The 23,177-nt window shown below is 73.5% G+C and carries 21 protein-coding genes and 1 tRNA gene; 3 read left to right on the forward strand and 19 right to left on the reverse strand.

The genetic code is table 11. The annotated features are described in order from the left end of the window. Window position 1 precedes the first annotated feature (1 nt). Together IF09_RS47105 and IF09_RS0120970 are read right to left on the reverse strand one after the other, a co-directional pair. Window positions 2-2,380: an SPFH domain-containing protein gene (locus IF09_RS47105; RefSeq protein ID WP_234321093.1), complete on the reverse strand. Its 2,379-nt coding sequence runs from the start codon at window positions 2,378-2,380 to the stop codon at window positions 2-4. Then, a complete protein-coding gene (locus IF09_RS0120970) occupies window positions 2,377-3,735 on the reverse strand; it encodes a peptidoglycan-binding protein (protein ID WP_030297931.1) in 1,359 nt (452 codons plus the stop codon). The genes IF09_RS47105 and IF09_RS0120970 overlap by 4 nt, the downstream gene beginning before the upstream one ends. A 240-nt stretch (window positions 3,736-3,975) precedes the next feature. On the opposite strand from IF09_RS0120970, the gene IF09_RS0120975 reads away from it, so the two are divergent. After that, window positions 3,976-4,049: transfer RNA gene (locus tag IF09_RS0120975), tRNA-Lys, on the forward strand. A 187-nt stretch (window positions 4,050-4,236) separates the two neighbouring features. On the opposite strand, the gene IF09_RS0120980 is transcribed toward IF09_RS0120975, so the two are convergent. The 13 genes from IF09_RS0120980 to IF09_RS0121040 all read right to left on the reverse strand — a co-directional run bounded on the left by IF09_RS0120980 (window position 4,237) and on the right by IF09_RS0121040 (window position 17,638). Next, on the reverse strand, window positions 4,237-4,974 hold the full coding sequence (locus tag IF09_RS0120980) for a class F sortase (RefSeq protein ID WP_051832705.1): 738 nt from the start codon (window positions 4,972-4,974) through the stop codon (window positions 4,237-4,239). Between the two features lie 10 nt (window positions 4,975-4,984). After that, the gene (locus tag IF09_RS0120985; protein WP_051832706.1) at window positions 4,985-5,632 is read right to left on the reverse strand and encodes a hypothetical protein; all 648 of its coding nucleotides are present in this window, start codon (window positions 5,630-5,632) and stop codon (window positions 4,985-4,987) included. Between the two features lie 79 nt (window positions 5,633-5,711). Beyond that, window positions 5,712-6,491: an HAD-IIA family hydrolase gene (locus IF09_RS0120990; protein ID WP_030297937.1), complete on the reverse strand. Its 780-nt coding sequence runs from the start codon at window positions 6,489-6,491 to the stop codon at window positions 5,712-5,714. Window positions 6,492-6,626: 135 nt separating this feature from the next. Continuing rightward, window positions 6,627-8,165 carry an alkaline phosphatase family protein gene (locus IF09_RS0120995; protein ID WP_051832707.1) on the reverse strand — a complete coding sequence of 513 codons (1,539 nt, stop codon included), beginning with the start codon at window positions 8,163-8,165 and terminating at the stop codon, window positions 6,627-6,629. Between the two features lie 179 nt (window positions 8,166-8,344). Continuing rightward, window positions 8,345-9,442: a 2-aminoethylphosphonate ABC transporter substrate-binding protein gene (locus IF09_RS0121000; protein ID WP_051832708.1), complete on the reverse strand. Its 1,098-nt coding sequence runs from the start codon at window positions 9,440-9,442 to the stop codon at window positions 8,345-8,347. 26 nt (window positions 9,443-9,468) lie between these two features. Then, the gene (locus IF09_RS0121005; RefSeq protein WP_030297947.1) at window positions 9,469-10,266 is read right to left on the reverse strand and encodes an ABC transporter permease; all 798 of its coding nucleotides are present in this window, start codon (window positions 10,264-10,266) and stop codon (window positions 9,469-9,471) included. Further along, on the reverse strand, window positions 10,253-11,251 hold the full coding sequence (locus IF09_RS0121010; RefSeq protein ID WP_078613369.1) for a 2-aminoethylphosphonate ABC transporter permease subunit: 999 nt from the start codon (window positions 11,249-11,251) through the stop codon (window positions 10,253-10,255). The genes IF09_RS0121005 and IF09_RS0121010 overlap by 14 nt, the downstream gene beginning before the upstream one ends. After that, a complete protein-coding gene (locus IF09_RS0121015) occupies window positions 11,244-12,293 on the reverse strand; it encodes an ABC transporter ATP-binding protein (RefSeq protein WP_030297951.1) in 1,050 nt (349 codons plus the stop codon). Before IF09_RS0121015 ends, IF09_RS0121010 begins: the two co-directional genes overlap by 8 nt. After that, window positions 12,290-12,997, reverse strand: a complete 708-nt coding sequence (locus tag IF09_RS0121020) for a phosphonatase-like hydrolase (RefSeq protein ID WP_030297953.1) — start codon at window positions 12,995-12,997, stop codon at window positions 12,290-12,292. Before IF09_RS0121020 ends, IF09_RS0121015 begins: the two co-directional genes overlap by 4 nt. Window positions 12,998-13,002: 5 nt before the next feature. After that, window positions 13,003-14,124: a TIGR03364 family FAD-dependent oxidoreductase gene (locus IF09_RS0121025; protein ID WP_030297956.1), complete on the reverse strand. Its 1,122-nt coding sequence runs from the start codon at window positions 14,122-14,124 to the stop codon at window positions 13,003-13,005. 160 nt (window positions 14,125-14,284) lie between these two features. After that, on the reverse strand, window positions 14,285-15,049 hold the full coding sequence (locus tag IF09_RS0121030) for a GntR family transcriptional regulator (protein ID WP_030297957.1): 765 nt from the start codon (window positions 15,047-15,049) through the stop codon (window positions 14,285-14,287). Window positions 15,050-15,327: 278 nt separating this feature from the next. Next, window positions 15,328-16,068 carry a hypothetical protein gene (locus tag IF09_RS40450; protein ID WP_037635571.1) on the reverse strand — a complete coding sequence of 247 codons (741 nt, stop codon included), beginning with the start codon at window positions 16,066-16,068 and terminating at the stop codon, window positions 15,328-15,330. A gap of 466 nt (window positions 16,069-16,534) precedes the next feature. Continuing rightward, entirely contained in the window at window positions 16,535-17,638 is a 1,104-nt protein-coding gene (locus tag IF09_RS0121040; RefSeq protein ID WP_037635572.1) for an ROK family transcriptional regulator, read from the reverse strand. A 41-nt stretch (window positions 17,639-17,679) separates the two neighbouring features. Here IF09_RS0121040 and IF09_RS0121045 point away from each other — a divergent pair, with 41 nt between their 5' ends. Together IF09_RS0121045 and IF09_RS40455 are read left to right on the forward strand one after the other, a co-directional pair. Next, window positions 17,680-18,786, forward strand: coding sequence for a Gfo/Idh/MocA family oxidoreductase (locus IF09_RS0121045; protein ID WP_030297970.1), 1,107 nt, complete (start codon window positions 17,680-17,682; stop codon window positions 18,784-18,786). Window positions 18,787-18,867: 81 nt separating this feature from the next. Next, on the forward strand, window positions 18,868-20,097 hold the full coding sequence (locus tag IF09_RS40455; RefSeq protein WP_037635573.1) for an ALF repeat-containing protein: 1,230 nt from the start codon (window positions 18,868-18,870) through the stop codon (window positions 20,095-20,097). A 101-nt stretch (window positions 20,098-20,198) separates the two neighbouring features. Here IF09_RS40455 and IF09_RS0121055 read toward each other — a convergent pair whose 3' ends face one another. The 4 genes from IF09_RS0121055 to IF09_RS0121070 form a co-directional block, all read right to left on the reverse strand. Next, window positions 20,199-21,056 carry a fumarylacetoacetate hydrolase family protein gene (locus IF09_RS0121055; protein ID WP_030297974.1) on the reverse strand — a complete coding sequence of 286 codons (858 nt, stop codon included), beginning with the start codon at window positions 21,054-21,056 and terminating at the stop codon, window positions 20,199-20,201. Between the two features lie 121 nt (window positions 21,057-21,177). Next, window positions 21,178-21,858 carry a YidC/Oxa1 family membrane protein insertase gene (locus tag IF09_RS0121060; RefSeq protein WP_030297976.1) on the reverse strand — a complete coding sequence of 227 codons (681 nt, stop codon included), beginning with the start codon at window positions 21,856-21,858 and terminating at the stop codon, window positions 21,178-21,180. 102 nt (window positions 21,859-21,960) lie between these two features. Continuing rightward, a complete protein-coding gene (locus tag IF09_RS0121065) occupies window positions 21,961-22,269 on the reverse strand; it encodes a DUF6412 domain-containing protein (protein WP_051832709.1) in 309 nt (102 codons plus the stop codon). A gap of 81 nt (window positions 22,270-22,350) precedes the next feature. After that, window positions 22,351-23,130, reverse strand: a complete 780-nt coding sequence (locus tag IF09_RS0121070; RefSeq protein ID WP_030297980.1) for a class E sortase — start codon at window positions 23,128-23,130, stop codon at window positions 22,351-22,353. Window positions 23,131-23,177 lie beyond the last annotated feature (47 nt).

The following is a 23,177-nucleotide window of genomic DNA, read 5'->3' on the forward strand; positions in this document are numbered from 1 at the left end:
CCTACTCCGGGCGCCCCGTGTAGAAGGCGACGGTGAGGTCCTTCACGAGGGCCTTGCGCTCGTAGTCGTCGAGTTCGACCAGCCCGCGTGAGGTCAGCCGGTGGACGGTGTCGTCGACCGCGTCCACGATCGAGGTCAGCACCGTGTCCCGGTGCTTGGCGTCGATGGCCGCGACCCGGCGCCGCCGCATCGCCTCGGCGACGTCGGGGGCGTACTCGATCCGGGTCGGCTGGGCCGAGTACACCTCGATCCCGACCGCCTCGGTCTCGGTCGCGAGCATCCGGGTCAGCGCGTCGCCGACGGCCTCGGCGTCGCGCAGCGTCGGGGCGTCGTCGTGGAAGGCATCGGCGGGCAGCTGGGACAGGACCCGGGCCATCGCGGATTCGACCTGCTCGGCGAGGTAGTCGGTGTGGTCCTCGACGGCGAGGGTGGCCCGGGCGGTGTCCTTGACCTGCCAGACGACCTGGACGACGACCCGCAGGGCCAGGCCCCCGGAGTCCACGGCCGGCATGGGCTCGCTGCGCCAGTGCCGCAGCCGGACGTCGACGCGCTGGCGCAGGAGGAGCGGGCTGACCCAGGTGAGGCCGGTACGGCGGACCGTGCCGCGGTAGCGGCCGAAGAGGGTCAGCACCCAGGCGTGGCCTGCCTTGGCGCGGCCCAGTCCGCCGAGCGCGAGCAGCGCGACGATGCCGAGGAAGGCGAGCGGCGGCCAGTGGGTGGCGCGGAGCCCCTCGTAGGCGCGGGGGGTCGCGCCGAACGCGGCCACGAGGGTGGCCGGCACCGCCCCGGCCCGCCAGAGCACCGCCAGGCATCCGGCGAGGGCGAGCCCTCCGACGCCGACGCCGACCCAGCCGGGCAGTACGGGCCCGCGGTGCTCCCTGAGCCGGTCGTCGCCGCGCGGGACCCGGCGGCCGGGGGCGGGACGGGCGGCACGGGACCGCTGCACGGCGGCGGGGGCGGCGGCCGGGGGCCGGGCCTGGGCTCGGGCCGGCCGGGACTCCCCGGGGAACGGCAGGTGCACCGGCACCTCGGTGACCGCGGTCCCGCGGGCGGGCGCGGTGCGCGGCAGCTCCTGCGTGTCGGGCTCCTGGCGCTCCGCGCCCATCCCGCGGGCCACGGCCTGCGCGACGATGTCCGCGACCGCGGGTCCGGGCACTGCGGCGGGCACTGCGGCGGCCGGTTCGGCCGGGCCGTACGGCACCCCGGTCCCTGCTGTGCCGTGCCCGTGCGCGTGCCCGTGGGCGGACTCGGAGGCGGCTCGGAGGCCGGCCTGGCCGGACGCGTGGACGGGCTCGGGATCGGCCTGGAGGCCGGCCTGGCCGTGCGGGTGCGCGGAGTCGGAGCCGGCCTGGGGGCCGATCTGCCCGTGCAGGTGCGCCGGCTGGGGGCCGGCCTCCGGGTAGGCCTCGGGGTCGGCCACGCCGTACGCGGGGGCGCGACCGTGTGCCGCGGCCTCGGGCTCGGACTCGGGCTCGGGCTCGAGCTCGGCCTGGGGACCGGCGGGCGGCCACGCCTCGCCGTACCGCTGTGCGGGGCGGTCCGTCACCGGCTCGGTCCCGGCATCCGCCTCGGGACCGGCAGGCGGCCAGACCTGCCCGTGCGGGGGCGGCGGCTCGCCCCCGCCGCCGAAGCCGCGCAGGCGCAGGGTGGCCACGCCGGTGTGTGCGGCCTCGTCCGGGCCGGGCCCCGCCGGGGCCGGTACGCAGACCAGCGGATCGGGTTCGTGGCGGTACGGGCCCCCGCCGGACTCGGCGCGGTCGACGGCCCCGGCCAGTGCGGGCACCGGCTCGGCCTCGGCCCGGTTCCGGGCCGCCGGGACCTCGCTCCGGGCGGCGTCCGCCGCCGGGCGCCCGTGCGGCAGGGCGACCTCGCGTGGCGCGGCCACCAGCCTGGCCGGAGTCCCGGCAACCCACCCCCGCCGGCCGGAATCCGCCACCCCGGCCACCATGCCCGGAGACCCCGCCCCGGGGCCGGCCTGAGCGGCGTACGAGAGCGGGCCCGCAGCCGGAGCGGCCTGCGCCGCGTGCGGGAGCGGAGCCACGAGCCGCAAGGTCTCGGCGGGAGGCTCGGCCCCCGCCCCGGCCGGGTGCGCAGGCAGGTCCGCCGCTGCCCCGGCCACCCGAGCGGCCTGCCCGGAGTCCGGGACGACGGGGTCCGCGGCCGGAAGCCCGGCCGTCGGAGCTGCCTGCGCCGTGTCCGGGAGCGGATCCGTGAGCACGGCGGTGACGCGCAGCGGGTGGGGTGGGGTCGGGTACAGGTTGCCGGTGCCCCGCAGGGCCGGGGCTTGGGGGGCGGGCGGGGGCGTGGCTGCCGCGGAGGGGACGCGGAAGGTGCCCGTCGTCGAGGTGGTGTGCGTGGGGTACATCGTTGCCTCCGTCATGCGAACAGCCGGCGCCAGGTTTCCGGGCCCGGGTAGCCGTCGGCCGCGGCGCCGCGCCAGCCCTGGGCGCGCTGGAAGGCCTCGACGCCGCGGCGGTCGGCCTCGCTCCAGCGGCCCCCCGGGCCGGACGGGTGGTTCTTGCCGAAGCCCTTCTTCACCAGCTGGCGGCCCAGGACGGCGATGAACGGGTGGGTGGACCCGGGGCGGAACGCCGACGGCCCCGGATAGGCCGGCACCCCGGCGGGGCCCGGTGCGGCGTCCACCGTGGGCCGGATGTCATTGCCCTTGTGTTCGACGAGCAGTTGCCAGGTGTGCGCGCCCGGGATCCCGTCGGCGTCCGCGCCCGTCCAGCCCTGGGCGGTCTGGAAGGCCTGGGTGGCCAGCCGGTCGGAGTCGCTCCACGCCTTGCTCGCGCCCTTGGGGTAGAAGCGGCGGCCGCCGCGGTCGATCAGCATCCGGCCCAGCTGGGCGACGTACTCGTTGTTCGCGCCCGGCCCGAACTGCGTGGCGCCGGGGAAGACCGTCGGGACCGCCGGCTTCGGGTCGGTCGCCGGGTCCGGCTCCGCGATGCCGCCCGTCACCCCGTTGAACCGGTACGGCACGTACTTCGTCGCGTTGGTCCAGTAGCCGTACGGGGTGGTCCCCTTCCGCGTGGTCGGGCGGGTCTGCTCGTACGCGACGTAGTGCGTGCGCGTCTCGTCGACCCACCCGCCGAAGAGCACCACGTGCGAGCCGTTGGTGGGGTTCGACGGGTTGTGGAAGAGCAGCATGTCGCCCGGCAGCAGCTCCTCCTTGGTGATCTTGGTGGCGAATTTGTCGAGGCTGCCGGTCCACTCGTTCGTACCAAGGTTCCAGGCCATCGAGACGTAGCCGGAGCAGTCCTGCCGGTAGCCGTCGGACCAGTACGCGGACATGCTGTACGGGACCTGCGCGTCCAGCCACAGCTTCGCCCGGGTGATGATCGACGTCCGGTCGATCCGCTTGACGGCCGACGGCGCCCCGGGCAGACCCGCCGGCTTGGCCGGTGCCGGGCGCCCGTGCAGCGGGGACCGGCCGCCCTGCGGCGAGCCGGGGATGTCGGCGTCGGGGGCGTCGGGGGCGGGGGTGTCCAGGGAGACCGGCTCCGGGCCGGCCACCGGGGTGGCCGCCGCCAGTGCGGCCGAGCCGCCACCGCTCAGGACCACGCCCGCCGCGGTGGCCAGCACCAGCGCCCGGCGGGTCCCGCGGGCGGCCGGGTGGCCGCCGTCACGGAGCGGTATGGCCCGTGCGCGGGCGAGGGCACGACGGCGCTGCGTGCAGCCGAGGCAGGCGCAGTCGCCTGCGGGCTCGTACTCCTCGAAAACGGGCATCGGCATCGCTGCAGGCATGGGTGCAGGCATCTGCACATGCATCGGCGGCTGGATCGTCATGCGGTTCCGTCCACTCCCCTGCTCGTCGCTGGTCCGGCGGGCCACGCATCTGTCGGGGCATCAGATTCGGTTCGGCCCAGACATATCGTGCACGATAAACCCCTTAAACATGGGTTAATCGGACAAGGCGGGCGCGGCTGGTCACGAGCACCACTCGAGGTGGGGTAGAGTTTTCCCTGTCAGCAAGCGCCGCTAGCTCAGTTGGTTAGAGCAGCTGACTCTTAATCAGCGGGTCCGGGGTTCGAGTCCCTGGCGGCGCACAGACAGGAAAAGCCCCTCGCAGCGAAAGCTGCGAGGGGCTTTTTCGTCGTGCCGCCCGGCCCTAGGGTGGCGGGGGCCTCCTGCGCCGGTCCCCGGACTCCTCCCGCGGCCCGGGCGCGCCGCACGGTCGAGGACCGGACGTCCGGCGGTGCCGGGGCGGGTGCGCGCGACCGTGCGCGTGTCGCCTCACGCCGCCGCGCCGGACCGGACTCCCGCTCCGGCGCCACCGCCCGCGCCGGTACGTGCGCCCGTACCCGGCCCCGGGGGCGGGGTCGTGCCCGTCAGGTAGGCCGAGACGACCACGTTCGCCGTGTACTCCTTGGCCGCCTTGTCGTACGTTCCCCCGCAGGTCACCAGGCGCAGCTCGGCCCGGCCGGGGACCCGCGGACCGTAGGCGCGGTGCGCGTCGAAGCGGGCCCGCTCGTAGACCCGTACGTCCTCGATCGTGAACTCGGCGACCGAACCGTCCATCCGCACCACGCGCACCGTGCCGCCCGGGCGTGCCGAGCTCAGGCCGTAGAACACCGCCGGCTTCGAGGCCGTGTCCACGTGCCCGACGAGCAGCGCGGCCCCGGCCTCGCCCGGCTTGGCGCCGCCGCCCCACCAGCCGACCGTGCCGGGGCGGTCGAACGGCGGCGGATCGACGGCGCCCTGGGCATCGAGGCCGCGGGAGATCACCGGCGCCTGGATGCCCATCGACGGCACGTCGACCCGTGCCGGCACGGACGCCGCCAGCGGCGCGTGCGCGACGGGCAGCCCCGGGACCGGGATCGACGATCCGCCCGCCGGTGCGGCGGACGGGCTCGGCGGGACGCCGGTGATCTCGCGGCCCCACAGCCACAGGCCGAGCACCAGCACGGACCATGCGGCGAAGGTCAGCAGCCGCCCGCCGCCGGAGGACCTGGGCTCCCCCGAGCCCGTCACCGGCGGGCCCTCACTCGCCGCTGCGGCGCCGGCGCAGCGTCAGCGCCCGGAACGCGACGGCCAGGGTGGCCGCGGTGGCGAGCACGGCGCCGATCACGGTGTGCGGGAGGCCGGGGCCGTCGCCCCCGTGGTTCTTCTTGGCGGCCGCGGCCTGTTCCTGCGCCGCGAGCTCGGCGGACATGCCGCCGCCGCCCGCGTGGACGGGCCAGACGGGAGACCGGTGGGGATTCGGCCGGTCGTGCTCCTTCTCGCGCTCCTTGTCACGGTCCTTCTCGTGGCCGTCGCGCCGGCGGACGACCTCGATGGAGCCGCGGACGCGGTCCTCACCCCCGTCGCACTTCACCCGGATGTCGTGCCAGCCGGGCTGGGCCGTGGAGCTGACCATCGCGTCGCCCGTCAGCGTCCTGTCCCCGTCGCGGCCGGACGACAGGTGGACCTCCGACACGAAGACGGCGGACCTGGCGGACGCCCATCTGTCCTCACATCCGCGGACGCGCAGCTTGACCTGCGCCCCCGGCTCGGCCTGGTGCGGATCGACCGAGACGCCGCCGCGGTTCTCCTCGCCCGCCGCGAGAACGGTGGGCGCGGACACGGCGGTGAGCGCCGTCAGGGCGACGGCCACCCCGGTGACACGGAGAGCGATCAGAGCACTGCGCATGGTGAACCTCCTCAACAAAGAGGTTCACGCGCGGCGCGGCGCTCCGCATCCGGAGCGCCGCGGGCTTGACCCGTTCGGATCAGACGAGATCGACCAGGTCGGCGATGGAGTCGACGGTCTTGGTCGGGCGGTAGGGGAACTTCTCGGTGTCCGCGGCGGAGGTCAGTCCGGTCAGGACGAGGAAGGTCTGCATGCCGGCCTCGAGCCCGGCCAGGACGTCGGTGTCCATGCGGTCGCCGATCATCGCGCTGCTCTCGGAGTGCGCGCCGATGGCGTTCAGGCCGGTCCGCATCATGAGCGGGTTGGGCTTGCCGGCGAAGTACGGCCGCTTGCCGGTCGCCTTGGTGATCAGCGCGGCGACGGCGCCGGTGGCCGGGAGCGGTCCCTCGGTGGAGGGGCCGGTCTCGTCGGGGTTGGTGCAGATGAAGCGGGCGCCGGCGTTGATCAGGCGGACCGCCTTCGTCATCGCCTCGAAGCTGTACGTCCGGGTCTCGCCCAGGACGACGTAGTCGGGCTCGTGGTCGGTCAGGATGTAGCCGATGTCGTGCAGGGCGGTGGTGAGGCCGGCTTCGCCGATGACGTACGCGGTGCCGCCCGGCCGCTGGTCGTCGAGGAACTTGGCGGTGGCGAGCGCCGAGGTCCAGATGTTCTCGACGGGGACGTCGAGGCCCATACGGGACAGCCGGGCCTGGAGGTCGCGCGGGGTGTAGATGGAGTTGTTGGTCAGGACCAGGAAGGGCTTGCCGGATTCGCGCAGCCGCTTGATGAAGGCATCGGCGCCCGGGATCGGGGTGCCCTCGTGGATCAGGACCCCGTCCATGTCGGTGAGCCAGGATTCGATCGGCTTGCGCTCTGCCACTGGACTGTTCTCCGCTCTCGGTGGCCGTGACTCTGACCTGTCACCTTCGGCCGGTGACCGCTGGTCTGAACCACCCTATCGGGGCCGGGCCATGGACGCTGCGGGCGTCCACAGCCCGGAACGCGGGGGTCTGGATCAGCCGAGCTCGACGTTGTCGACGGTCCAGTACCAGTTGTTGGTGCCGGCGTAGCGGAAGCGGATCTGGACGTCGGTGGCGCCGGCCGGGACCTGGAGGCCCAGGGACTCCGACCTGGCGACCGCGTCGGCGGTGTAGTTCTTGACGACGGTCGGCGTACCGCCGTCGTAGGAGACCAGGACCTGGGCGGTCTGGCCGGCCTCGTGGTGGTAGTGGGTCTGGAAGGTCAGGTTCCTCGTGGTACCGCCGGTGACCGCCCACTTGGGGGTGATCAGGGTGGAGTCGTAGGAGCCGGTGTGGGACTTGTCGTCCCACTCGTCGGAGTCGGCGACGGCGAACACGTCGCGGGAGCGGACGTTCAGCTCGCGCCACTGGTCACGCTGGGCCTGGCTCCAGAACTCGTCGGTCGCGAAGGCCCAGCCGGCCCACTCGGTGACGCCGCCGGTGCCCATCTTGGAGTTGTCGACCGCCCAGCCGGCCGGCGGGGTGTGCGTGAAGCCCTTGACGCCCGCGGGGATGCCCGTCTCGTCCACGCGACCCTGGAGGTTCGGCCGCAGGGTGTCGAACGGGTCGTTGTCGCCGGGGGCGTTCAGCGGGATGCCGTCGATCGCGGAGCCGGGGTCGACGCCGACCTGCGCGAGGGCGGTGGCCGCCACGTCGACGAGCTTGACGTCGGCGCGGACCGAACCGGCCGGGATGCCTCCGCCCTTGGCGATGACGAAGGTGCCGCGCTCCTGGATGGTGGAGCCGCCGTGGCCGCCGGCGTCGGTGTGCCCGTGGTCGGTGGTGACCAGGATCTTCCAGTTCTCCTGGGCGTACGTGGGGCGGTTCTGGACGGCGGTGAGGAGCTGGCCGACCATCGCGTCGACGCGGCCGATCGCGTCGAGGTACTGCCGGCTGGCGGCGCCGTAGGAGTGCCCGGCGCCGTCGACCTGGCCGAAGTACACGAACGCGGCGTCCGGGTTCTGATCGCGCAGCTCGGCGGAGGCCGCGGCGGCGATCTTCGGGTCCTCGGTGCCGTAGCCGTCACGGTCACCCTTGAGGCTGAGGCGCTTGTCGACCTTGGCGGAGAAGATCGGGCCGCCCGCGTCGGTGGAGGTGATGGGCTCCCAGTCGGCGGCCGCGTACGTGTTGAGCGACGGCTTGGCGTTCTCGATGCGGGTCAGGAAGTCGGGGTGGGCCGTGGGGTTCCGGCCGGTGAAGGTGTTGTCCTTCACGCCGTGCTTGTCGGGCCAGACACCGGTGGCGATGGTGGACCAGCCGGGGCCCGAGGAGGTGGCGGCCATCGGGTTCGCGTAGAGGGTGCTCTTCGCGGTCAGGCCCTGGGCCATCAGGCCTTGCAGGTGGGGGGCGTCGGCGGCCTTGACGCGGTCCAGGACCGTGCCGTCGATGCCGATGACGAGGACCTTGCCGGTGATCGTCGCAGTGGTGGTGGCGGCCGTTTCGGCGGTGGCGGCGTGCGCAGTGAGGGCGGTGGCGAGCAGGGCCGTGGCGGTGGCGGTCACGGCGAGGGCGCGTCCTGACAGGACAGTGGGCACGTACTCCTCCGGGAGTGATCGTGGGGAAGGCGCAGGTGGACTTGCCTGGGGCGTACCTGAGGGCGTACGCCGCGAAGTGCGTGGACGTGCGCCGGGCCCGGACCGAAGGTGCGGTCTTCGGTCCAGACCCGTTATGCAAGCGTCACTTTCCTGGTCGTGGGTGACCAGGAGGCAACCGGTCAGCTTCCGGTTGCCGACTTCCACGCGCCGACGTAGCCCGCGAGGTTCTTGTCGATGTCGGCCCAGTCCGGCTCGAAGACCTCGACACCGGTCATCAGCTTGGTGAGTTCGACGGCGTTGGCGTCGGTCGGCTTGACGTCGGTGCGCGCGGGGAAGCCGCCGCCGACCTCGCTGACCAGCTTCTGGGCGTCCTCGCTGAGCAGGTGGTCGAGGAGCTTCTTGCCGTTCTCGGTGTGCGGGGCCTTGTCCACCAGGCCGGCCGCGTACGGGAGGGCGAAGGTGGTCGGCTTGCCGGCGTCCTTGGCGGGGAACCAGATGCCCAGGTTCGGCATGGACTTGGACTGCGCGAAGTTCATCTGGACGTCGCCGTTGGCGACGAGCAGTTCGCCCTTGTCGGTCTTCGGCGCGAGCTTGCTGGTGGAGGAGGACGGGCCGACGTTGTTGGCCTGGAGCTTCTTCAGGTACTCCAGCGCCGGCTCCTTGCCGCCGAAGTCGTGCATCGCCTTGATGAGGACGGCGGTGCCGTCGCCCGCGACGCCCGGGGTGGAGTACTGGAGCTTGCCCTTGTACTCGCCGTCCAGCAGCTCCTCCCAGGTCCTGGGCGCCTCGGCGAGTTCCTTCTTGTTGTAGACGAAGCCGAAGTAGTTGTTGACGACCGAGGTCCACTTGCCGTCGGCGGCCTTGTTCGCCCCGTTGACCTTGTCGGATCCCTGCGGCTCGTAGGCCTGGAGCAGACCCTTGCCGTCCGCCTGCTGGATGAACGGCGGCAGGGTGACCAGTACGTCGGCCTGGGTGTTGGTCTTCTCGCGGACGGCGCGCTGCACCATCTCGCCCGAGCCGCCCTCGACGTACTTGACCTCGATGCCGGTCTTCTTCGTGAAGTCGGCGAAGACCTTGTCGTACCAGCCGTCGCCCTTGTCGCTCTTGAGGCCGTCGGCGCTGTAGACGGTGACGGTCTTCTCGCCGCCCTTGGACCCGTCGGAGGACGAGCCGCCGCAGGCGGTGAGGCCGGCGGCGAGGGCGAGGCTGCCGGTGACGGAGGCGGTGATGCGCAGGAAGCGGCGACGGCTGGGGGCGATTGCGAGGTTGCTGGACATGGAACTTCCTTACGGGGAAAAGGGAGTCAGCGGTAGGTGGCCCTGGTGCGGATGCGGGAGACGGCCAGGAGGACCAGCAGGGTGGCGGTCATCAGGACCACGGCGACGGCGGAGCCGCCGAAGAGCGAACCGCGGTCGGTGGCGGTGAAGATCCGGACCGGGAGGGGCGTCCAGTCCGGCGGGTAGAGCATCATCGTGGCGCTCAGCTCGCCCATGGACAGGGCGAAGCAGAGTCCGGCGGCCGCCGTCAGGGACGGCAGCAGGAGGGGGAGCTTGACCCGCCACAGCACGTACGCGGGACGGGCGCCCAGGGAGGCCGCCGCCTGTTCGTACGCGGGGTCGAGACGAACGATGGCGGCGGAAACCGACTGGTGGGCAAACGCCGTGACAAGAATCGTGTGCGCCAGGATCACGACTGAGCTGGTGCCGTTGAGCAGCAGCGGGGGCTTGCTGAAGGCGACCAGGACGGCGAGGCCGACGACCACGGACGGCACGGCGACCGGCAGCATGAACAGGGCGTCCAGGCAATGCCGTCCACGCTTCTTCAGCCCGGCTGCGGCCAGCGCGGCCCAGGTGCCGACGGTGAGCGCGAGCAGGCTCGCGACGAGGGCGGTGACCAGCGAGGTGGTCAGCGCCCGGAGGGATTCGCCCCGTACTGCGGAGGCGTGGTTCTCGGTGGTCGGGCCGGAGGGGAAGGCGCCCGACCAGTGGGTGGAGAAGGACGCGGCGACCACCACGAGCAGCGGCAGTGCGAAGAGGGGAAGGAAGAGGAGCCCGAACAGGCCCCGGGCGGCCCAGCGGCCGGTCCTGCTATGCACCAGCACGCTTGCTCACCACCCGGTAGAGGCCGAACAGGCCCACGGAGATCACGATGTTGACGACGGCGACCACGCAGGCGGCCGAGTAGTCGGATTCGAGGATCGCCTTGCCGTAGATGAGCATCGGGAGCGTGGTGACGTCCTTGGCTCCGGTGAACAGGACGATCCCGAACTCGTTCAGGCACATGACCAGGACGAGGCTGCCGCCGGCGGCGAGCGCCGGAAGGGCCTCGGGGAGGATCACGCGCCGGATGATCCGGGCGGGCTTCGCCCCGAGCGAGGAGGCCACTTCGAGCTGCGCGGTGTCGAGTTGGGAGAAGGCGGCGAGCAGCGGACGCATCACGAAGGGCGTGAAGTACGTGATCTCCGCGAGCAGCACCCCCCACGGCGTGGTGAGGAAGCGGAACGGCCCCTCGGCGGCGCCGGTCGCGTCGGTCCAGAGCCCGTTGGCCATGCCGACGGTGCCGTAGATGAAGAGGAGGGCGAGGGTGATGAGGAAGGAGGGGAAGGAGAGGAAGACGTCGATGAACTTCGCGACGCCGCGCGCCCCGGGGAAGGACACGAACGCGATGATCAGCGCGAGCACGAAGCCGAGGGCGAGGCAGCCGACGGTGGCGCCGGCGGCCAGCCAGACCGTGGTCCCGAGCGCCTCGCGGAAGGCGTGGGAGCCGAGGACGGAGGTGTACGCGTCGAAGGCGCCGCCGCCGTTCTCGGGCGTGAGGGACTGCTGGACGACCAGCGCGAGCGGGTAGAGGAAGACCAGCGCGAGCACAGCCACGGGCGGTACTGACCAGAGCCAGCCGGGCACGGTACGGGGCGCCCGTGAGGCGGGGGCCGCAAAGCCGCCCGGGGCTCCGCCCGGGCCGTCGGGACGGCCCGGTGCGAAGCTTCGTACGGTCTGGGTCTTGTTCCGGTGCCGGGCCCCGGCCCGGTGCCCGGGGCGGGTCTGCTGCGGGACGGTCGTGGCGGCCGGGGCGGGGACCTCAGCCATCGGAGACCCCCGCCGACAGCAGGACCGCGTCGCGCGGTTCGAAGTGCAGCGTCACCGGGTCGCCCAGCGCGGGCGTCTCGCGCAGCTCCGGCAGGTCCGCCTTGACGCGGTGGCCGTCGACGTCGACGTACAGCCGGTGCGTCGAGCCCCGCCACTGCACCTCGGTGATCGTGCCGGTCAGCGCGTTGGGCCCGGCCCCGAGGCCGAGCAGGTGCGGCCGTACGCACAGGGTCGCGCTCGCGCCCGGCGCCGCCTGCCCGCGGTCCAGCTCCAGCACCCGCCCGGCGAAGAGCGCCCCCGAGTCGGCGACGGTGACCGGCAGCAGGTTCGCGTTGCCGACGAACGACGCGGTGAACTCGGTGCGCGGCGCCCGGTACAGCTCCTGCGGAGTGCCGCAGTCCTGCAGCCGCGCCTTGTCCATGACCGCGATCCGGTCGGCGAGGGTCAGGGCCTCCACCTGGTCGTGCGTGACGTACAGAATCGACACGTCGGGCAGTTCGCGGTGCAGCCGGGCCAGTTCGGCGAGCATCCCGGAGCGCAGCTGCGCGTCGAGCGCGGACAGCGGCTCGTCGAGCAGGAGCACCCCGGGCCGGATGGCCAGCGCCCGTGCGATCGCCACGCGCTGCTGCTGCCCGCCGGAGAGCTCGCGCGGGTAGCGCTTGGCGTACGCCGCCATGCCGGTCATCTCCAGCGCCTCGGCGACGCGCCCGGGTATCTCGGCCTTGGGGGCCTTCTGCGCCTTGAGGCCGAACGCCACGTTGTCCTCCACCCGCATGTGCGGGAAGAGCGCGTACTGCTGGACGACCATGCCGATGCCGCGCTTGTGCGGCGGGAGCGCGGTGACGTCCCGGCCGCCGATCAGCACCCGGCCCGCGGAGGGCCGTACGAAACCGGCGACCGCGCGCAGCGCCGTGGTCTTGCCCGAGCCGGAGGGGCCGAGCAGCGCCATGACCTCGCCCGGCCCGACGGTCAGGTCGAGCCGGTCGAGCACGGTGTTGCCGCCGTACGCGACGCTGACGCCCTCGAAGCGGATGCCGCTCACGGCGACTCCATCAGGACCGCGGGCAGTTCGGCGATCGAGTCGAGGACGTGGGTCGCGCCGTGCTCGGTGAGCGCGGCGAGGTCGTGGGCGCCGGTGAGGACGCCGGCCACGGTCCCGGCGCCGGAGCGGCGGCCGCTGAGCATGTCGTACGCGGTGTCGCCGGCGACGACGACCTCCCGTACGTCGTCTGCGGCGCCGGTGCGCAGGAACGCGGCGAGCACCATGTCGGGGTAGGGCCGGCCGCGGCCGCCCGCGTCGGCGGGGCAGAGGGTGAGGTCGGCCAGGCCCTGCCAGCCGAGGGCGTCGAGGATGGCGTCCTGGGTGACGCGGGCGAAGCCGGTGGTCAGGACGACGGTGCGGCCGTCGGCGCGGAGCTTCTCGATGGCCCGGCGGGCGCCGGGGACCGCGGCGATGAGCCCGCCGTCGACGAGCTCGCCGTACGCCTCCTCGAAGGCGGAGTTGGCGCGCCGGGCCGTCTCCTCCGTGCCGAAGAGGTGGCGGAAGACGGAGATCTTCGACTCGCCCATGGTGTCGCGGACGTACTGGAGCTTGGCCGCGTGCTCGGTGGTGCCCGGCTCGACGCCGATGCGTTCGGCGGCGCGCTCGAAGGCGCGCTCGACGAGGCCGCCGTCGGCGACGGTGGTGCCGGCCATGTCGAGGACGACGAGGTTGCGGGACGCGTTCTTCATGCTGCTGTCGCTCATGTTCTCTACCAGCCCAGTTCGTTCGCGGTGGTCTCGGCTATGGCGGGCGAGCAGGTCATCCCGCGGCCGCCGGGTCCGGTCACCAGCCATACGCCGTCGGCCACCTGCTGGCGGTGGACGACGCGGGTGGTGTCGGTGCACTGCGCGTACACGCCCGCCCAGCGGCGCCGGATCTCCGGCAGCGGGCGGCCCAGGAAGGACTCGACGACCTCGGTGAGGTACGCGTACGGGTCTTCGCGGGTGTCGAACGCGAAGGGGTGCTCGTACTCGTGGGTGTCACCGATGGTCAGTCCCCCGTCCTGGCGCTGGACCATCAGCAGCTGCATCTTGTGCGCGGCGGCGATCGGCGCCTGCGCCTGCTCGGCGTTGAGGGCGTCGAGCGCGTCGCTCCGGTACGCGGGGTAGTAGCGGAAGCTGTCGGCGTCCGCGAGGGAGGTGGTGAGCTCCTCGCCTAGCGGGGCGGTCTGCATCATCTGGAGCCGGACGCGGCGCACGGGCAGGCCGGGGACCAGCTCGCGGACGAGTCCGGACAGCCAGGCGCCGGTGGCGAGGATGACGGCGTCGCCCTGGTGGACGTCGCCGTGGTCGTCGCGGACGGCACCGTTGCCGACGACCTCGCGCACCTCCCGTCCGGGCAGGAAGGTGTAGCGGCCGCTCGCCTCGAGGGCTTCGCGCAGGTGGAGCTGGGCGGTGCGCGGCTCGACGGCCGCGTCCCGCTCGCACCACAGGGCGGCCTCGAAGGCGCCGCGCAGGGCGGGGTTGATCCGCCGGGCCTCCTCGGCGGTGACCAGTTCGTAGCCCCGGGCGGCGGCGTCGGGGCGGGCGGCGGCCGCCTCGGCGACCGCGTACTCGCGGGCGTTGCGGACGGGGGTGAGGGAGCCGATCGCGCGGAAGCCCAGGCCGGGCACCTCCGCGCCGATCCGCTCCCAGAGCTCGCGGGCCCGCAGGGCGGTCTCGAGCTCCTCGCCCCCGGCCCGTCCGCTGACCCAGATCTGGCCGAAATTGCGCAGTGACGCGCCTCGGGCCTCCGCCTCTCGCTCGATCTGGACGACCTCGTGGCCGCGTTCGACTGCTTGCCAGGCGTGCATGGTGCCGACCACGCCGCCTCCGACGACTATGACTCTCACGCGTTCCACGGTGGTCGCGGCCCGTGGACCGGGGGGATCGCGGTGACGACGGGACGGTGAACAGCCCTCGACGCCTGGACTAGACCCGTTATCTTCTCGTTACTTGAACGCGTCGTGAATACGTCCCTTTTGGGCCGCCTTACCGGTGATCCGCTCGGGGCTACTCAGGGCGGAGGTGGGTCGTGAAGCTGAACCGGTCACCACGGTAGAGCGAACGCACCCGCTCCAGCGGACGCCCGTCCCGGTCCCGGGAGAACCGGTGGATGAGCAGCATGGGGAGGGCCGGCGGGGTGCCGATCAGCAGGGCCTCGCGGGGGGTGGCGAGGACGGTCTCCAGCTTCTCGTCGGCGTCCCCGAACGAGATGCCGAGCCGGTCGAGGAGGTACCCGTAGAAGGAGGAGTCCGGCTGGAATTCGGTGTCGAGGCGGGGCGCCCGCGCCACCCGGACGTACGTGCTCTCCAGGCCCACCCGCTCGTCGTCGGCGAGCAGGACGCGCTCCAGGTGCCAGACGGGCTCGCCGGGCTCGGCGCCGATGCCGGGGGCGAGTTCGGGCGGGCAGGGGAACTGCTCGAGCCCGATGAGGTGACGGCCGGGCCGGCGGCCCTGGCGCCGTACGCCCTCGGTGTAGCTCGCGAGGGAGAGGGGCTGTTCGAGCTTCGGCCCGGCGACGACGGTCCCGCGGCCGGAGCGGCGGAGCCGCCCCTCCAGCAGCAGCTCGCGCAGGGCCTGCCGCACGGTCTCGCGGGACACCTCGTACCGCTCGGCGAGATCCCGCTCGGTGGGCAGCAGCCCGCCCTCGCCGAGGTCGTCGAGGAGGTCGGCGACGAGGGCCTTGACGGCGTAGTACTTGGGGATGCGCCCGTGCTCCGGAATCCCGGACCGAACGGGCGAGCCGGGACGGTGATGCCGGTTCTGTTCTTCCACCCTGGGACTGTACGCGGCGGGGGTGTACGCAGATCAGCGCGACGGGGTACGGGGGCGGCGGCGTGCCGGGGAGTACCCGGCGGGGCTGGGGACCTCCCCGCACCGGGGGCCCCGGGTGCGGGGAGGGTACGCGGGGGGCCCGGCCGTACCCGGGGGTGCCGAGGGGGACGGGGACCGGCGGGGCACCCGGCGTGCGCGGGGGCGGGCCGGCGGGGGTCGACGGGCGTCGGCGGGCGTCGGCGGGCGTCGGCGGGCCCGGGGTCGGGGCGGCGGCCCGGCTATGCGGGGGTTCGCAGTCGGCGGGCCGTCAGCAGGAGGCCGCCGCCGGCGGCGAGGGCGGCCGCGGCGCCCGCGGCGAACGCCCAGTCGCGGGGCCCGGTGTGGGCGAGGGCGCCGGCCTCGCCCCTCTCCTCCTCGGGGCCCTCGATGGAGAACCGGTAGCCGCCGGCCTCGCCGACCCAGTCGCCGTCGTCGGCCCGCCGCTGCACGAGGGCGGCGTCGGCGACCACCTCGCCGGCGGGGGCGCTGGGCGCGAAGGACAGGCGGACCGTGACGGTCAGCGAGCCTCCGCCGCGCACGGCGAAGCCGGAGAAGGCCTCGCCGCCGTCGAAGACGGCGATGATCTCGTCGCGGTCACTCCGCTCGAGGCTGACGGGGAGGGTTCCGCCGGGGGCCTCGAACTCCATCCGGAAGTGGGCGGGGAGCAGGGCGCGGGCCTTGTCCGTGAACACCACGACGGGGTGGATGGCGGTGCACTCGGAGTTCGTCGTGTTCGTGAGGTCCAGGAACCAGGTCTGCGGCCCGCCGCCGGTCCGGTACACGGCCGGCCCGCCCCGGATCCGGGCACCGATGGGGAAGGCGGTGCTCTTCCCGTCGCCGCAGGTGGCCTCGATCCGGGACGGCAGCGCGGGCGCGGGGTGGGCGCCGCCGCCGTTGCCGATGTCCGCGGCGGAGTTCGGCGCGGAGAGGGCGACGACGACCAGGGCGGCGGAAAGGGCAAGGGCTTTGCGCAGTCGCATGGAAGACCTTCGCTTCGCTGCTCGCCGGACGGGAGGATGGTCGGACGAGGCGACAATCACCCCGGCCTCCCCGCACCCTCCCACGCCCCCACACCCCCCTCCTCCCGCCACGCCACCCCACCCCGCGCTTACGCCTGATCGGCCCACGGGGCCGGGCCACCGCCCCCACGGGCTCGCCGCCGGCGGCGCACCCACCGCCGGGCGGCACCCACACCGTCACCACCGTCACCGCGCCCCTCGGCGACAGCACCGGCTCACCCCCACACGCAGGCCGGCGCGTTGCATGACGTCGCGCCAGGAATCCGCCGCCGCATCACGGTTCCGGGGGACGGACGTGAAGCACGGACGGCCTCGGTGCACGGACGGCGCCTCACTCAATGCACGGACGGCCTCGATGCACGGACGGCGCCGCGACGCACGGACGGCCACCGCGGAAGGCTGCGTGATCGCGCCGGGCGATGGACCCTCAGCGCACGCGGCCGAAGAGCGGGGCCAGGGCCAGTTCCGCCGCGCCTTCGGCGACGCCGTCCTCGGACGCGGCGACCTCCGGAATCGGGCCGCCCAGGGTGCGGGCCGCCAGGACGCGGCGGACGCCCTGCGTGAAAACCTCCGGGGCGGAGTCCACCACCCGCCCCCCGAGCCACACCCGGTCCACGTCCAGCAGCGCGACCACGTTCGCAGCGCCCTCGCCCAGGATCCGCGCTGCCTCCGGGAGGTCGCCGCGGGCCACCGCGGCGAGACAGAGCACCTCCGCGCAACCGCGGCCTCCGCACCGGCAGGGCGGGCCGTCCAGGCTCAGGACCTGGTGTCCGAACTCCCCGGCCGCGGACCGCTCCCCCCGGTAGACCTCGCCGTTGAGCCGGAGCCCGGCCCCCAGCCCGGTGCTCAGGTGCAGGTAGAGCGAGGTTTCGAAGGCACGGCGGCCGGGGGCGGCGGCGCCCGCGCTGGTGTCCTTGTCCAGCACCACCGGCGGGGCCTCGGCTCCGAGCCGCTCCGCCACCGCCTGCCGCAGCGGGAACCCCTCCCAGTCGGGGTGTCCCGTCACCCGCCCGAGTACGCCCGTCTGCCAGTCCAGCGGCCCCGGCGTGGCGACGCCCACGCCCAGCAGGGACCGCGTTCCCGCCTCCCCGCACAGCCGGATCACGGCGCGTACGACCTCCTCCGCGGTGGCCTCCGGTCCGGCCCGGAAGTCCAGGGGGCCTCGGAGCCGGTCGACGACGGTGCCCGCAATGTCCACCCGTACCGCCCGCAGCTCGTCGCGGTCCGCGTGGACGCCGACGGCGTGCCGGGCACCCGAGACCAGCCGGAGCAGCGTCCGCGGCTTGCCCCCGGTGGACTCGCCGCGCCCGGCTTCGGCGACCAGCCCCTCCGCCCGCAGCCGCGCCGCAATCTTGCTGACGGCCTGCGGGGTGAGACGTGTGAGCGCCGCGAGGTCAGCGCGGCTGAGGCCTTCGATGCCCGCCTCGCGCAGCAGGCCGAGCACCAGCGCGTCGTTGTGCCCGCGCAGCGCCGGCAGGTTCACGCCGCTTCCGTTGCCCTTGCTCTCCCGGTCCACCTCTCCATTGTCCACCCTCCTTGCACTTAGGCAACACTGTTGCCAAAGTGGGAGCCATGACCGCCACCACCTCCGCCTCCGCCCCCCTCCGCGTCGGCCTCGTCGGCTACGGACTCGCCGGCTCCGTCTTCCATGCGCCGCTCGTCTCGGCCACGGACGGCCTCGTCCTCGACACGGTCGTCACCTCCGACCCCGGCCGGCAGGCCCAGGCGCGCGAGGCGTACCCCGGCGTCCGGATCGTCGGCTCCGCGCAGGAGCTCTGGGACCTCACCCCGGCCCTCGACCTGATCGTCGTCGCCTCCCCCAACAAGACCCACGTCCCGCTCGCCAGCGCCGCGCTCAACGCCGGCGTCCCGGTCGTCGTGGACAAGCCGCTCGCCGCCACCGCCGCCGAGGCCCGCGAACTCGCCGCCCTCGCCGACAAGACCGGCACGTTCCTGTCCGTGTTCCAGAACCGCCGCTGGGACAACGACTTCCTCACCCTGCGCCGCCTCCTCGCCGACGGCGAACTCGGCGAGATCCAGCGCTTCGAGTCCCGGTTCGAGCGGTGGCGCCCGCAGCTCAAGGGCGGCTGGCGCGAGTCCGGGGCCCCGGAGGAGGTCGGCGGCCTGCTGTACGACCTCGGCAGCCATGTCGTCGACCAGGCGCTGGTGCTGTTCGGCCCGGCCGTGCGCGTGTACGCGGAGACCGACGTACGCCGCCCCGGCGCCGAGGCGGACGACGACACCTTCATCGCCGTCACGCATGCGAACGGCGTCCGTTCCCACTTCTACGTCAGCGCCACCACCGCGCAGCTGGGTCCGCGCTTCCGTGTGCTGGGCTCCCGCGCGGGCTACGTGAAGTACGGGCTGGATCCGCAGGAGGCGGCCCTGCGCGACGGGCAGCGGCCGGGCGTCGGGGAGACCCCGTGGGGCGAGGAGCCCGAGCACCTGTGGGGCCGGGTGGGCTCCGGCGAGTCCCCGCTGACCGGCGGCGGGGCCCCGGTGCCGACCGTGCCGGGCGACTACCCCGCGTACTACGCGGCGGTGGCGGCGGCCCTGCGCGAAGGCGGCCCGGCGCCGGTCAGCGCGCACGAGGCTGCGCAGTGCCTTGCGGTGCTGGAGGCGGCGCGGATCTCGTCCCGGGACGGAGTGACCGTAGAGCTGGGTGCCGCCATGTCTTGAAAATGGACAGTTTGAGGTGCAGGGGCCATCTATCCTGCACAGGTTGTAGATCATCACATGTGTGAAGAACGGAACCTGTCTGTGAAGCTGCCCCGGATCGCATCGGTCGTCGCCACCGCCGCGATGGCCCCGGCCGTCCTGCTCGCGTCTCCGGCCTTCGCCGCCGACTCCCCGGCGCCCGCCGCACCGGCCGCACCGGCCGCTCCGACCGTGCCGGACCAGACCGCGGACGAACCGGCGGCGCGGCCCGCGGACAGGCCGGCTGCGAAGCCGGAGGACAAGCCCGCGGACCGGCCCGCGGACAGGCCCGCGGACAAGCCGGCCGAGAACCCGGCCGAGGGCCCCCAGGCGGCGAAGGACCGGGCCGCCATCCAGGCGATCCTCGCGGACCCGTCGAGCGGGCCGGGCGTACGCGAGGCGGCCGAGAAGGCGCTCAGGGGATCGGCCGCGGACATGCGGAAGTTCCTCGAGGTGGAGTGGGCCCGCGAGCAGCTCACCGACGACCGGGTACGGGTCTCGCAGATCATCAGCGCCGGCGGCCCGGCCGTACAGAAGGCCGGCAAGGCCGCACTGAAGGCGGACACCCAGGCCGCGCTGACCGAGTTCCTCGAGAACGGACAGCACACGGCCCGCTTCGAGGACGACAGGGTCGAGCTGGCGCGCATGCTCGACGGGGCCGGCCGCGGGATCACCGAGGCGGTCAACCGGCTGCTGGACAGCGGGACGCCGGAGGAGGTCCGCGAGTTCGTCGCGCACGGGCAGCACAAGATCCGGGCGGTGGACGACCGGGTGGCGCTGTTCGCGATGCTCGACGGCGCCGGCCCGGGCCTCAAGGAGGGCATCATCCGCCTCCTGAAGGGGAACCCGACCCCGGCGGAGCTGCGCACGTTCGTGACGACCACGCAGCACGAGCTGCGCGACGACGACAACATGGTCCTGATCTGGGCGATGCTCAACAAGGCCGGCCCGGAACTGAAGAAGGCCGCGATCACCGCGATCAATGGCACGCCCGCGGACCGCGTCGAGTTCCTGAAGACCGGGCAGTTCACGGCACGCGACAAGGACAAGGCCGCCGCCGACGCGCAGAGCGGCAAGACGGACGCGGGCAAGGACGGCAGCGTCCGGCACACGGTGGCCACAGGCACGACGGCGAACGGCACCACCCAGCTGACCGCGGTGGGCGGGTCCGGCACGCTCGCGAGCACGGGCACCCGGACCGCCCTGATCGCGGGCGGCGGCGCCGCGGCGCTCGGCGCGGGCGCGGGCCTGGTCTTCGCCGGCCGCCGACGCCGCGGGTCCTCGAAGGGCTGACCGGCCGGCACCGCGTCCGTACGCACGCATCCGGAGGTGACCGGAGGGGAGGGGGGACCGCCAAAGGCGGCCCCCCTCACGCTTCGCCCGCCCGCTCGCGGCTACGCGCTCTTGAACTCCTGGCGCTGACGCCCGAGGCCCTCGATCTCCAGCTCCACGACGTCACCGGCGCGCAGGTACGGCTTCGGCTCCGGCTGGCCCATGGCCACTCCCGCCGGGGTGCCGGTGACGATGACATCGCCCGGGTACAGGGTCATGAACTGGCTCAGGTACCGGACGACCTCGCCGACCGGGAAGATCTGGTCGGCGGTGTTTCCGTCCTGCCTGAGCTCGCCGTTGACCCACAGCTTCACGTCAAGGACCTGCGGGTCCTCGACCTCGTCGGCGGTGACCAGCCACGGCCCCAGCGGGGTGAACGTCTCGCAGTTCTTGCCCTTGTCCCAGGTGCCGCCGCGCTCGATCTGGAACTCGCGCTCCGAGACGTCGTTGACCAGCGTGTATCCGCCCACGTGCGCCAGGCCCTCCGCAGCGGAGGACAGGTAGCGGGCGGCGGCGCCGATGACGACGCCGAGCTCGGCCTCCCAGTCGGTCTTCACGCTGCCGCGCGGGATCAGCACGGTGTCGTCCGGGCCGACCACGGTGTCCGCGGCCTTGAGGAACAGGATGGGCTCGGCCGGCGGCTCCGCACCGATCTCGGCCGCGTGCCCGAAGTAGTTCAGCCCGATGCCCACGATCTTGCCGATCCTGCCCACCGGCGCACCGATCCGCAGGCCCTCCGCGTCCAGCACCGGAAGCTCGCCGGCCGCCGCCGCGTCCCGTACCCGGGACAGCACGGAGTCGTCGGCGAGCAGGGCGCCGTCCACATCCGTGATCAGGCCGGACAGGTCGCGCAGGGTCCCGTCCTGGTCGAGCAGCGCGGGACGCTCCGCTCCGACCGGTCCGACACGCAGCAGCTTCATGGGCATTCTCCCGTGGTCGTGGGTGGTCGGCCCATGGGCAAGCACGGGCCTGCCGATGGGTTGCGGCCATCGGAGAATTGGTTGATCCTCCAAGATGGCCGCCCCATCCGCAAGACCCTGTTCACAGACTGGAACGCTCGCGGCCCTCGGCCGCCTCCTTGCGGTACTGGAGCCAGGCCCGCTCCGCCACGGACCATGCGGTGGTGGTCACCAGGTACAGCCCGGCGGCCAGCGGCACCACGGCCGCCGTGATCAGCGTCCCGAACGACAGCAACGGCAGTACGCCGCCCAGCTTGCGCAGCATCTCCTGCTGCTCGGCGCTCACCTCGGCGGCGACCCCGGACTTGCCCTTTGCCCGGGGGACGGCCGCCACCGGAGCCGAAGCCGCCGCTGCAGCAGCCAGGGCGGCAGTACGCCGCCCCCGAACGGCGCTCCACGCGGCGACCGCCGCAATGGCGGCGAACAGCCCGAGGAAGACCAGCCCCTGCGCCCCGAGGAAGCCGCCGTCCCCGAGGGCATCGCTCCACCTGGCCCCGAGCGGGGCGGCGAACAGCCGGTGGTCCAGCAGCTCCCCGGACGAGGAGAAGGCCTGGTACATGAGGAAGAACACCGGCAGCTGGAGCAGTACGGGCAGACATCCGGCCACCGGGGTCGCACCGCGGAACGCGGCCCGGTTCAGCGGATGCAGGGCGAGCCGTACGAGCACGGTGAACAGCACGATCGCGGCAGCGGTCGCGGACTCGGCCAGTACCGGCTCCAGGAACCGGCCCAGCTCGACAACAAGAGAGGTGAAAACGGACACGCGGGCCCTCCGAGGGGTCTCGTCAACGTCGAAAGAACTGCATTTCGGCGCGACGACCACGAGGGGCACGACGGCAGACCAACAGGAATGGAGCAGGTGCCCCTACGCGGCCGTCAGGACGAGCCGGCCGGGCGCCCTGGGCCGCGACCGGCCCGAGGCATCGGGATCGCGCTGCGGCAGGAACGCAGTGCGCTGCTCACGATCACGTATCGCGGTGCGTATGCGGTGGGGCGGCACGGGCCGTACCAGCCGGGCGGCGAGCGCCGCGGCACCCACGGCGACGGTGGCGGCGAGCGCGACCACGACGGCCCCGAGCCCGCGCAGCCCGCCCTCCCCGGCGAACAGCCCGAGGAACCCGAGAAGCCCGGCGAACAGGAGCAGGGAGATCAGGAGGGACATCAGCAGCGGCATCACCAGCCGCCCATGATCATGCCGAGCCATACTGTCCGCCCCCCTCCCGAGATCCGTACTCACTGCATACAAGGACGCGGGCTATCTCCTCAAAGTTCCCCACACCACGAGCCGATATGTGGAGGTGTATTCGGGAGTGCAGGTGGTGAGCGTGATGTACGCGCCCGGCTCGCCGTACCCGTACTCCGGCCGGACCGTGCTGCGCGGCACGGGCGCGATCACTCCGGTGTCCCGCTCGCTGGTCTCCGCCAGCACCTTCCCCACCACGTACGTGTACCGCCGCCCCCGTACATCGACGATCAGCTCGTCCCCCGCCCGCAGCCGGTTGATGTACCGGAACGGCTCGCCGTGGGTGTTGCGGTGCCCGGCGAGCGCGAAGTTCCCCTGCGCCCCGGGCTGCGCGGTCCCCGGGTAGTGCCCGGCGTACCCCTTGTCCAGCACGGCCCGCTTGTCGACCCCCTGCGCGACGGGCACGACGACACCGAGCCGCGGGATGCGCAGCACCCCGTACGCCGACTCCGGCGCCGGCGTCGGCCGGGCGGCGGGCGGAGCCGGCGCCGCGGAGGCGACCGGCGCCCCGGACGCAGCAGCGGAAGCAGAAACAGAAGGCGCCACGGAAGGCTCCGCAGCCGCGGAGGCATCGGAACCCACATCAGCAGGGAGGCTCCACTCCCTCTCCAACTCCCGGACCTGCTCGTGCGCGCCGGCGAGGGCCTGCCGGTTGGTCCACCACACCTGGTGCACCACCAGCAACAACACCACCACGCCCACGGTGACGGCCAGTTCGGCGGCGCCCCACAGCACCCCGGCGAGACCGGCCCGGCGAGAGCGTCGCCCGCTCCCCTGCACCACCACACGCATGTGATCCCGCACGGGCTGCACCTTAAGTCCTCCCCCGTCAACAGACC

Origin of the sequence: Streptomyces katrae (genome assembly GCF_000717655.1) — a bacterium.
Taxonomy (GTDB): domain Bacteria; phylum Actinomycetota; class Actinomycetes; order Streptomycetales; family Streptomycetaceae; genus Streptomyces; species Streptomyces katrae_B.

Coding starts and splice junctions, on each gene's coding strand:
- IF09_RS0121070 (WP_030297980.1), bottom strand. CDS start 23,130: ATGCGTGTGGTGGTGCAGGGGAGCGGGCGACGCTCTCGCCGGGCCGGT.
- IF09_RS47105 (WP_234321093.1), bottom strand. CDS start 2,380: ATGACGGAGGCAACGATGTACCCCACGCACACCACCTCGACGACGGGC.
- IF09_RS0121010 (WP_078613369.1), bottom strand. CDS start 11,251: ATGGCTGAGGTCCCCGCCCCGGCCGCCACGACCGTCCCGCAGCAGACC.
- IF09_RS0121045 (WP_030297970.1), top strand. CDS start 17,680: ATGACCGCCACCACCTCCGCCTCCGCCCCCCTCCGCGTCGGCCTCGTC.
- IF09_RS0121020 (WP_030297953.1), bottom strand. CDS start 12,997: ATGAGCGACAGCAGCATGAAGAACGCGTCCCGCAACCTCGTCGTCCTC.
- IF09_RS0120985 (WP_051832706.1), bottom strand. CDS start 5,632: ATGCGCAGTGCTCTGATCGCTCTCCGTGTCACCGGGGTGGCCGTCGCC.
- IF09_RS40450 (WP_037635571.1), bottom strand. CDS start 16,068: ATGCGACTGCGCAAAGCCCTTGCCCTTTCCGCCGCCCTGGTCGTCGTC.
- IF09_RS0121065 (WP_051832709.1), bottom strand. CDS start 22,269: ATGCCGCTGCTGATGTCCCTCCTGATCTCCCTGCTCCTGTTCGCCGGG.
- IF09_RS0121000 (WP_051832708.1), bottom strand. CDS start 9,442: ATGTCCAGCAACCTCGCAATCGCCCCCAGCCGTCGCCGCTTCCTGCGC.
- IF09_RS0121055 (WP_030297974.1), bottom strand. CDS start 21,056: ATGAAGCTGCTGCGTGTCGGACCGGTCGGAGCGGAGCGTCCCGCGCTG.
- IF09_RS0120970 (WP_030297931.1), bottom strand. CDS start 3,735: ATGCCGATGCCCGTTTTCGAGGAGTACGAGCCCGCAGGCGACTGCGCC.